Genomic DNA, 8445 nt, shown 5'->3' with positions numbered 1-8445 from the left:
CCGAGGGGATGGGCCGAGGGGATGGGCCGAGGGGATGGGCCGAGGGGATGGGCCGAGGGGATGGGCCGAGGGGATGGCGTCGCCGCCGGAGGCCGACGTAAGCCGCCAGCGGCTATGCCCGGCCGACCGGTACGGGGGGCTGCTCCCGAGGGACCCAAGACTGAGAGGCCCAGCTAAGGGCTGAGCCGACGTGACGAGCAAAGGGCCGAATTCAGAGCTGAGCGGCCGAGGCTAGGCGGGCGGGTCGGGAGGGGAGGCGACTGGCCAGGGGCGACGGCGTAGTTGCAAGTGGCGCAGTCTGACCCGTCTCTGTTGCCGCTGGGGGTTTGGCATGGGTGGGGCCGTGCTCCAAGGGCGTCCTGTCCAGTGCGGAGTGGGGTGGTGGGGGTGCATTTGAGCTTGGTGAGCCAGTCGTTGGCGGGCTGATGTGGAGAAGGGGCGGGCGTTGAGGGGGAGGGTTGTTGGGCTGGTGCGGGGGCTGGTCGGTGGGGATCGGGGAGCGGGGACGATCTGGGTGCTGGCCTTTGCGGCTGTGATCTGGGTGGTGGCGATCGCGGCCGTGGCGGTGGGTGGGGTGCGTGGGGCTCGCCATCGGGCGGACGCGGCAGCCGACCTGGCGGCGTTGGCCGGTGCCGCTCGGTTGGCGGAGGGCGCCAGGGGACCATGCGCTAGCGCGGGAAGGATCGCGGTCGAGTCGGGGGCGCGGTTGGCTGGATGTGAGGTGCAGGGGGATGTGGTGGAGGTTTCGGTAAGGGTGGACGTCGTGGTGCCTATGGGGCTAGGAGCCGTAAAGGTGCTATCCCGGGCAAGGGCTGGCCCTGTGGGGCAAGAGGGCGTAATCTGGCGCGGCACGGCTCGTTGCACCGTGTGTCAATAGGTCGGGAGGTGCCGCAGGGGATGGAACACTCGCCTCTTTGTCATCTTCCTGTGACTTCTGCTACCCGGTGGTACGTTACCCTGCACGTAAGTGCGTAGTTACTGCCACGGTGCGTGTGCCCCGCGAAGCCCTCGGCGGGATGAGACGAGCAGGACGTTGTCGAAGGGATTGAGGCCGTGACCATCATTCGCAGGATCGGTGCAGTCGCGATCGCGGCCCCGCTTGCGATGGGTTTCCCGGTGCTCGGTGCACTCCCCGCGCAGGCCGCCGCCACGGGCATCACCTCTCCCGCGAACGGTGCGGTCATCACGAGCGGTTCCGAACTGACCGCCAAGGCCCACTTCGACTTCGCGCTCACCATGCAACTCTGGGTCGACGGTCCGGGGATCGGGAACACGTTCCTCCAGGAGCGGGGCCTTGCCGGTGACCTGTCCGGGACGTTCCCGATCCGGCAGAACGGCCGCTACAAGATCTACCTGAAGGGCAAGCAGACCGGGCACATCTACGACACCAACACGGTCACCGTGCGCATCGCGCCGGCCGCGCCGACCGGTGTGTCCGCCCGGGTGTCCGGCAAGAAGCTCGTCGTGAAGTGGAACCGCGGCCTTGAGGACGACCTCAGCGGCTACGCGCTCTCGGGCTCGGGGGTTCAGTCCAAGTCCGGCTCCGTGAACTCGCTGTGCCAGGGGACGAGTTGCTCCGCCTCCCTCGCGGTGACCAAGTCGAGCGGCGTGGTCTCCGTGGGCGTCCGGGCGCAGCGCGCCACCGGGACGGGCGGATCGCTGACCTCGTCCGCCGCCACCGCGAGCGCCATGCTCAGCGGCGGTTCCGCGTCCCTCCCGGGTGGCTCGGCGCCTTCCCTTCCTACGGCGGAGGGCGAAGTGCCGAGCGCTGGGACCCCGCTGACGCCGTTCAACAACCAGTCGCCGGTGACCCTCCCGTCCGTCCAGCCTGACGGCGCGACGCCAGGGCTCACCTACCCCGCACCGCAGATCGCCACCGACTCGCCGAAGGCCCAGAACATCGCGGCCACCGACCGGCTCCAGTGGGGGAAGAGCGTGGGCATCGCCCTGGTCCTCCTCATCGTCGCCGGGCACCTCGGCACCTGGACGCGTCGTCTGCGCTTTGCTCAGGCGGGGACGAGCAGCAACGGCATGGCCGCCCGCCTCGCCCGCAGCGGAACCGGCCGTAAGCGCGTCAAGAACGCCCGCGAGCAGATCGCCCGAGCCGAGGCTCTCGCCAAGACGGCCCCGGTCCTGGCGCTGGTCGACCCCAAGGCCAAGGGTTCCAAGCGCCCGCGCTCGGGCGACACGATGTCCCGCGGATCGACGTCGGCCCAGGCACGGCCCGGCCGCCGCCCAGCGGGAGCCAGCGGGGTGAACGTCAACATCGCCAAGCCCGGCCCCAAACCAAAGCGCAAGCACGCCCGCCGCCCCAAGTAAGAACCTCCGGCACTGCCCCCGGCACGGTCGATCAACCGCGGCCCCTCTGGCGATCCAGTCGCCCAACGGCGAGCTCCATGTGAGTACGGCCCTCGCTTAAGCGCCCCGGTCCCATGAGCGCGGCCTTTACGGCAGGTGCAGCCTCCCAGTGAGCGCGTCCTGTGGTGGGCATGGGGCCGCGTCCGGCGGTGGGCATGGCGCCGTGTCCGGCGGTGGGCATGGCGTCTGCGTAAGGGCAGCGTCCGCGTGAGTGCGCTGAACGCGGCTAGTACGGCCTCCGTGTCAGCACGGCGTCTGTGGGGGGCGGGATCTCACGGGAGCCGGCTTCTGCAGCGGGTCAGGGTCCTGCGGGGTCCGGAGCGCGGGCCCACCACGGGCAGCGCGGGCCCACCACGGGCCATTTACACCGCATTGACGCGTAGGCCATATTCGCGGCCGGCCACGCTCACGCTGACGCCGTCCTAACAGGGACGCCGTGAGACGCCACGTGCCCCACCCGCCGCGAGCGCATGTCACCCGCACACGTCATGCCACGTTGGCGTCGTCCCCACTGGGAGCCGTCCTCCACGCGGAGCTGTGTGCTCGCGAACCACCGCAGAGCCGGGGCGCACGTGAAGGCTGTGCTCGTGGTGGGCGCGCGCAGCCGGTGGTGCGTCCGGTGCTGGTGTCGACCTCTTGGTGAGTATGGCGTTCCGTAGGAAATGTGGCGTCCCGCGGTGGGCGTCTTGGGGAGTGTGGCGTTCGCGGTGGGCGCTGGGAGTGTGGTGTGCGTGGTGAGGGGGCCTTTCGGGTTGGGGCTGGCGGGGGGTTTGGGGCGGGGTTTAGGCTGCCTTGCCGGGTGGGGTTTGGGTTGTGGCCTTGGCCCGGGGTGAGCAAGGGGCCGATGGAGAGGAGATGCTTAGCATGATCTTTCTGGGGCTGGTCGTCGTGCTCGCCGCCATCGTGGTCGGGGTCGCCGTGGTGCTGGGGAACACGGGTGAGGCCCAGATGACCATGTTCGGCGATGGTGTTCCGGGGGTCACCGAGCAGTGGCACGTCTTCATGGCCGGGGCCGTGGTGACCATCGTGCTCATGAGCGGTCTGATGATCGCGGCGCTCGGGTTCAGGCGTGCGATGAACATGCGCCGGGAGTTGCGGGACCTGCGGGACGAGCATGAGGAATCCCTGCAGACGCTGGAGATGGAGCGCCGGAGGCTCCAGCAGGCGCTGGCGCAGACACGGCGGCGCGGTGGCCCCGACCAGCCGTCCGTCCCGGCGCAGCGGGTCGCTCCGAACTGAGGAGTCGCGTTACTGGGCCGTGTACTGGTCCGCGTACGCCTGGGACGGGGCTATGGGCGTAATTACGTCGATGAGGACGCCGTTGGGGTCGGCGACGATGAAGTGACGCTGTCCGAAGTCTTCGCTTCGTATCTGCAGTTCGGGGCGGAGGCCCTCCTGGAGGACAAGCCGTTCCCACTCGGCGTCCACGTCCTCCACCTCGAAGTTCAGCAGCAGCCCTTGGGCAGGGGTGCGGTATCCCTCCGGCAGCGTCGGGTGCGTGTGGTCGAGCAGGGCGAGTTCGTACGGGGACGTGCCGGGCCGGCGCAGGCTCACGTACCAATCGGCTTCGAACGTCGTCTCGAAGCCCAGCAGTCCTGTGTAGAAGCGGTGGGACTCCGCGAGGCGGGACGTGCAGATCACCGGGTAGAAGCTCGTCAGGTGCATGAGGTCTCCTTTCACATACCGTCGGTATGTCACGATATATTGACGTACCGCCGGTATGTCAAGGGAGGGTCCCCGTGAACGTCAGGGCACGGCAGCGGGAAGTGACGCGCGCGACGCTGCTGCGCGAGAGCAGGCGGCTCTTCGCCGCGCGCGGGTACGGAGCGGTGAGCCTCTCGGAGATCGTCGCCGCGGCGGGCGTCACCAAAGGTGCGCTCTACCACCTGTTCGAGAGCAAGGCGGAACTGTTCCGTGCCGTCCTGGAGCAGGTGCAGCAGGAAGTGGCCCGCATCGTCGCCGAGACGGCGGATGCAGAAGACGACCCGTGGACGCGATTCACGGCCGGCTGCCAGGCGTTCCTCACCGCCAGCACGGCCCCCGACATCCAGCGCATCATGCTCGTGGACGGCCCGGCCGTGCTCGGCTGGAACGAGTGGCGGGCGATGGACGAGGCGGGCTCGGGCAGCCACCTGGCCGACGTGATCACCGAGTTGATTGACCAGGGTCTGATCCCCCCTCAACCGGTCGCCCCCCTGACCCACCTGCTTTCGGGCGCGATGAACGAGGCCGCGCTGTGGCTGGCCGCGTCCGGCGATCCAGAGGCCCACTTGCCGGACACCCGCGCGGCCCTAGCCCGGATGCTCGACGCGCTGCGCCTGCCCTAACCGGGGCGTCCTTCCGCTGCGGTGCCCATTCGACATGGGGGTGCTTGGGTGGTTCAGGGGTGGGAGTGGGTTAGGAGGAGGTCTAGGAGGGTTAGGGCGCCTTGTTTGTCCAAGGGGTCGTTGCCGTTGCCGCATTTGGGGGACTGGATGCAGGACGGGCAGCCGGAGTCGCACTCGCAGGACGCGATCGCGTCGCGCGTGGCGTGGAGCCATTCGGCGGCGTCGGCGTAGCCGCGTTCGGCGAAGCCCGCTCCGCCCTCGTGGCCGTCGTAGACGAAGACGGTCAGCAGGCCCGTGTCGGGGTGGACGGCCGTGGACACGCCGCCGATGTCCCAGCGGTCGCAGGTGGCGAAGAGGGGGAGCAGCCCGATGGACGCGTGTTCGGCGGCGTGGGCGGCGCCGGCCAGGTCCAGGTCGTCGAGGGCGGAGATCTGTGCTTCGGAGAGCGTCCACCACACGGCGCGGGTGCGGAGGGTGCGGGGCGGGAGGTCCAGGGGCTTCTCGCCGAGCATTTCGCCCGTCTGCATGCGGCGCATCTGGTAGCCGACCACCTGGCGGGTGACTTCGACGGTTCCGAAGCAGAGGGTGGCGTCGCCCCAGGCGGATGAGCGGAGCCGTTCCACGATGGCGATGTCGGTTACGTCGCGGGCGGTTGTCGAGTAGTCGGGGTCGGCCGGTTCCACCAGCGCGACGGAGTCGTCCAAATCGAGGGTGTGCACGATGAACGAGTCGCCTTGGTGGATGTAGACCGCGCCCTCGTGGACGGTGGTGTGCGCGGACGCCTCGTCGACCGTCCCGAGGAGGCGTCCTGTGCCCAGCTCCACGACCTGGATGGGGTCGCCTCCCGCACCCCGGATATCGGCCAGGCTGGCGGCCCTGTCGCGACGTGTCCAGTACCAGCCGGCGGGACGGCGGCGGAGGAAGCCGCGGCGGACGAGGTCGGGCAGCAGGTCGGCGGTCGAGGGGCCGAAGAGGGGAAGGTCGTCCTCGGTGAGCGGCAGCTCGGACGCCGCGGCGCACAGGTGCGGTTCAAGGACGTACGGGTTGTCGGGGTCGAGCACGGTGGCCTCTACCGGCCTCCCGAAGATCGCCTCCGGGTGGTGGACGAGGAACGTGTCGAGCGGGTCGTCCCGGGCCACCAGAATCGACAGGGCCGCTTGGCCGGAGCGTCCGGCGCGCCCTGCCTGCTGCCAGAGGGACGCGCGGGTGCCGGGCCAGCCGCAGACGACGACGGCGTCCAGGCCGGAGACGTCCACACCGAGTTCCAGGGCGTTCGTGCTCGCCAGGCCGATGATCGAGCGGGAACGCAGAGCGGCTTCCAGTGCACGTCGTTCCTCGGGGAGGTAGCCGGCACGGTAGGCGGCGACCTGTTCCGCCAGGGCCGGGGTGACCTCGTGCAGGGCGCGCTTGGCGCTTAAGGCCACCGACTCTGCACCGCGCCTGGAGCGGACGAACGCGAGCGTTTGCACGCCCTCTACGACGAGGTCCGCCAGGAGGTCTCCCGCTTCGGCGGTGGCCGTACGACGGACAGGGGCACCGCGTTCGCCCCGCAGCTCGGTCAGTGGTGGCTCCCAGAGTGCGAATGTCGCCGGTCCGCGCGGGGAGGCATCGTCGTCGACGGCGACGACGTCCAGTCCGGTGAGGCGGGACGCCGTGGCGGCGGGCTCGGACGTCGTGGCCGAGGCCAAGATGAAGGTCGGGTCGGCGTGGTAACGGGCGCACAGCCGGCGCAGGCGGCGCAGGACGTGCGCGACGTGCGACCCGAAGACGCCGCGGTATCCGTGGGCCTCATCGATGACCACGTAGCGGAGGCGGCGCAGGAACGACGACCAGCGGGCGTGGCTCGGCAGGATCGACCGGTGCAGCATGTCCGGATTCGTCAGGACGTAGTTCGCGTGCTGCCGGACCCAGGTGCGTTCGTCCTGGGGCGTGTCACCGTCGTACGTCGCCGCTCGGACGCGGGTGAGGCGCAGCGAGCGCAGCGCGCGGAGCTGGTCGGCGGCGAGCGCCTTGGTGGGCGCCAGGTAGAGGATCGTCCCCTGGTGGCGAGGATTCTCGTCCCCGTCGTAGATCGCCTCGATGGCGGGCAGCAGGTACGCCAGGGACTTGCCGGAAGCCGTGCCGGTGGCCAGGATCACAGACCGTCCCGCGCGGGCGTGCTCGGCCGCGGCGGCCTGGTGCTCCCAGGGCGCCTCGATACCGGCCGCCGCCAGCCGCTCGACCAACAGTGGCGGCGACCAGGCGGGCCAGTCGGCACGACGGCCCTGACGTGCGGGAACGCTCTCCACATGGGTGATGCGTTCGCGCCTCGTGGGGTCGGCGAGCAGCCGGTCCAGGGGAGTTGAAGATCTTTGGGCGCCCATCAGGTTTTCAGTTTGCCAGCCGGGGCAAAACAACGGGAACGCCCCGGCGCCGGTGAGCCCGTACCCCTGCCCTGGCCACTGGATCAGCAGGTCAGACGGGATGGCGCGAACTTTCGCCCGTGTGGGCGATAACGTGCGTGTACCACGCCGGAGCGTGGTTGAATCACGGCGAAGTCTCGATGGCCGAACCCCGTCCGGGCGACCGGTGATCGAGATCGGATAGTGCTGCACGGCGCGTGGAGGATCTGTGGACCTGAAGGTGAACGACTACACCACCGACGATGGCCTCACCGTCATCAACGTGGAGGGTGAGATCGACGTCTACACGGCGCCGAAGCTTCGCGAGAAGCTCATCGACCTGGTCAACAAGGGCAAGTTCCATCTCCTGGTGGACATGGAGAAGGTGGAGTTCCTCGACTCCACCGGTCTCGGCGTGCTGGTCGGCGGGCTCAAGCGCGTGCGCGCGCACGACGGCTCGCTGGAGCTGGTGTGCACCCAGGAGCGCATCCTCAAGATCTTCCGGATCACGGGGCTGACCAAGGTCTTCGGCATCCACGACTCGATCGCCGAGGCCGAGGAGAAGCGCAAGGGCGCCAAGTAGCGGCCAGCAACTGAGATGTCGACCGTTGAACTCTCCTTCAGCGCGCTGCCCGTCCACGTCCGGACCGCCCGCCTGATCGTGACCGCCGTCGCACGCCGCAGCGGCGTCGCCGAAACCCTGCTGGACGAGGTCAGGCTCGCGGTGGGCGAGGCGTGCTCACGGGCCGTCGAGGCGCACCAGCGGCACTGCCCGGACGAACCCGTCCGCCTTGAACTGAGCGGTGCCGACCGGCGCTTCGAGGTGACCGTCAGCGACACCGTCCCCGGCGAGGACGAGGCAGGGGGCCTCCCCAAGGCCCCGGACGCTGAGGAGTTCGAGTACGGCCTCGGCGGTGAGGGCACCGCGGAGTTGGGGCTGGCCGTCATCGCCGGCCTCGCCGACGACGTGGAGATCGCCTCAACCCCCAAAGGGGTCCAGATACGGATGAGCTGGCCGGCCGAAGCAGAGGCGACCATCTGACGCGCGCACCCGCCCGAGCACCCCGAAGGCCCCGCCATCCCGGCGGGGCCTTCGTTTTGCATTGATGAACCCACTGCGCTCGCTCGCTGAGCGCGCCTGTGCGAGTGCGGCAGCGCTTGGCGATCTTCCCCGTGAGGCTGCCTCTGGCTTCGCCTCTCCGGTCAGGTCACGCGCTCGTGCGCGGGGCTGGGGCCTCCTGCGGAGGCGCTTCGGCGGCCGACTTCCTGGGCTGGGTGCTAGTGGGGGTTCGTGCGGGCGCTTAGGCCGTGTCCCGTGATCATGCGAGGGGACGGCGAGTCTCCAGGGGGCGGGGTCGGGACGGGATCCGGAGAAGCTG

8 protein-coding genes are annotated in these 8445 nt (G+C 69.7%); 6 read left to right on the top strand and 2 right to left on the bottom strand.

Annotated elements, in window-relative coordinates; all coding sequences use genetic code 11:
- Positions 1–427 precede the first annotated feature (427 nt).
- The 3 genes from IEZ03_RS36265 (at position 428) to IEZ03_RS36255 (ending at position 3597) form a co-directional block, all read left to right on the top strand.
- Positions 428–877, top strand: coding sequence for an Rv3654c family TadE-like protein (locus IEZ03_RS36265; RefSeq protein WP_184890010.1), 450 nt, complete (start codon positions 428–430; stop codon positions 875–877).
- 239 nt (positions 878–1116) lie between these two features.
- Positions 1117–2319: a hypothetical protein gene (locus IEZ03_RS36260; protein ID WP_184890008.1), complete on the top strand. Its 1203-nt coding sequence runs from the start codon at positions 1117–1119 to the stop codon at positions 2317–2319.
- Positions 2320–3222: 903 nt separating this feature from the next.
- Entirely contained in the window at positions 3223–3597 is a 375-nt protein-coding gene (locus IEZ03_RS36255; protein WP_132053562.1) for a hypothetical protein, read from the top strand.
- A gap of 9 nt (positions 3598–3606) precedes the next feature.
- On the opposite strand, the gene IEZ03_RS36250 is transcribed toward IEZ03_RS36255, so the two are convergent.
- Complete coding sequence (locus IEZ03_RS36250; protein ID WP_184890005.1) at positions 3607–4023, bottom strand: VOC family protein; 417 nt, start codon at positions 4021–4023, stop codon at positions 3607–3609.
- Between the two features lie 74 nt (positions 4024–4097).
- Between IEZ03_RS36250 and IEZ03_RS36245 the strand changes: the two genes are divergently transcribed.
- A complete protein-coding gene (locus tag IEZ03_RS36245; RefSeq protein ID WP_229808802.1) occupies positions 4098–4685 on the top strand; it encodes a TetR/AcrR family transcriptional regulator in 588 nt (195 codons plus the stop codon).
- 53 nt (positions 4686–4738) lie between these two features.
- Here the strand turns inward: IEZ03_RS36245 and sftH are convergent, their stop codons facing one another.
- On the bottom strand, positions 4739–7048 hold the full coding sequence (gene sftH, locus IEZ03_RS36240; RefSeq protein ID WP_184890001.1) for a DEAD/DEAH box helicase: 2310 nt from the start codon (positions 7046–7048) through the stop codon (positions 4739–4741).
- A 247-nt stretch (positions 7049–7295) separates the two neighbouring features.
- Here sftH and IEZ03_RS36235 point away from each other — a divergent pair, with 247 nt between their 5' ends.
- Positions 7296–7649 carry an STAS domain-containing protein gene (locus IEZ03_RS36235; protein ID WP_021597910.1) on the top strand — a complete coding sequence of 118 codons (354 nt, stop codon included), beginning with the start codon at positions 7296–7298 and terminating at the stop codon, positions 7647–7649.
- 15 nt (positions 7650–7664) lie between these two features.
- Positions 7665–8108: an ATP-binding protein gene (locus IEZ03_RS36230; RefSeq protein WP_184889999.1), complete on the top strand. Its 444-nt coding sequence runs from the start codon at positions 7665–7667 to the stop codon at positions 8106–8108.
- Positions 8109–8445: the final 337 nt, after the last annotated feature.

This window comes from Actinomadura livida, assembly GCF_014648675.1.
GTDB classification, from domain to species: domain Bacteria; phylum Actinomycetota; class Actinomycetes; order Streptosporangiales; family Streptosporangiaceae; genus Spirillospora; species Spirillospora livida.
Note: the sequence above shows the minus strand (reverse complement) of the source record. Positions and strands in the feature narration are given on the sequence as shown.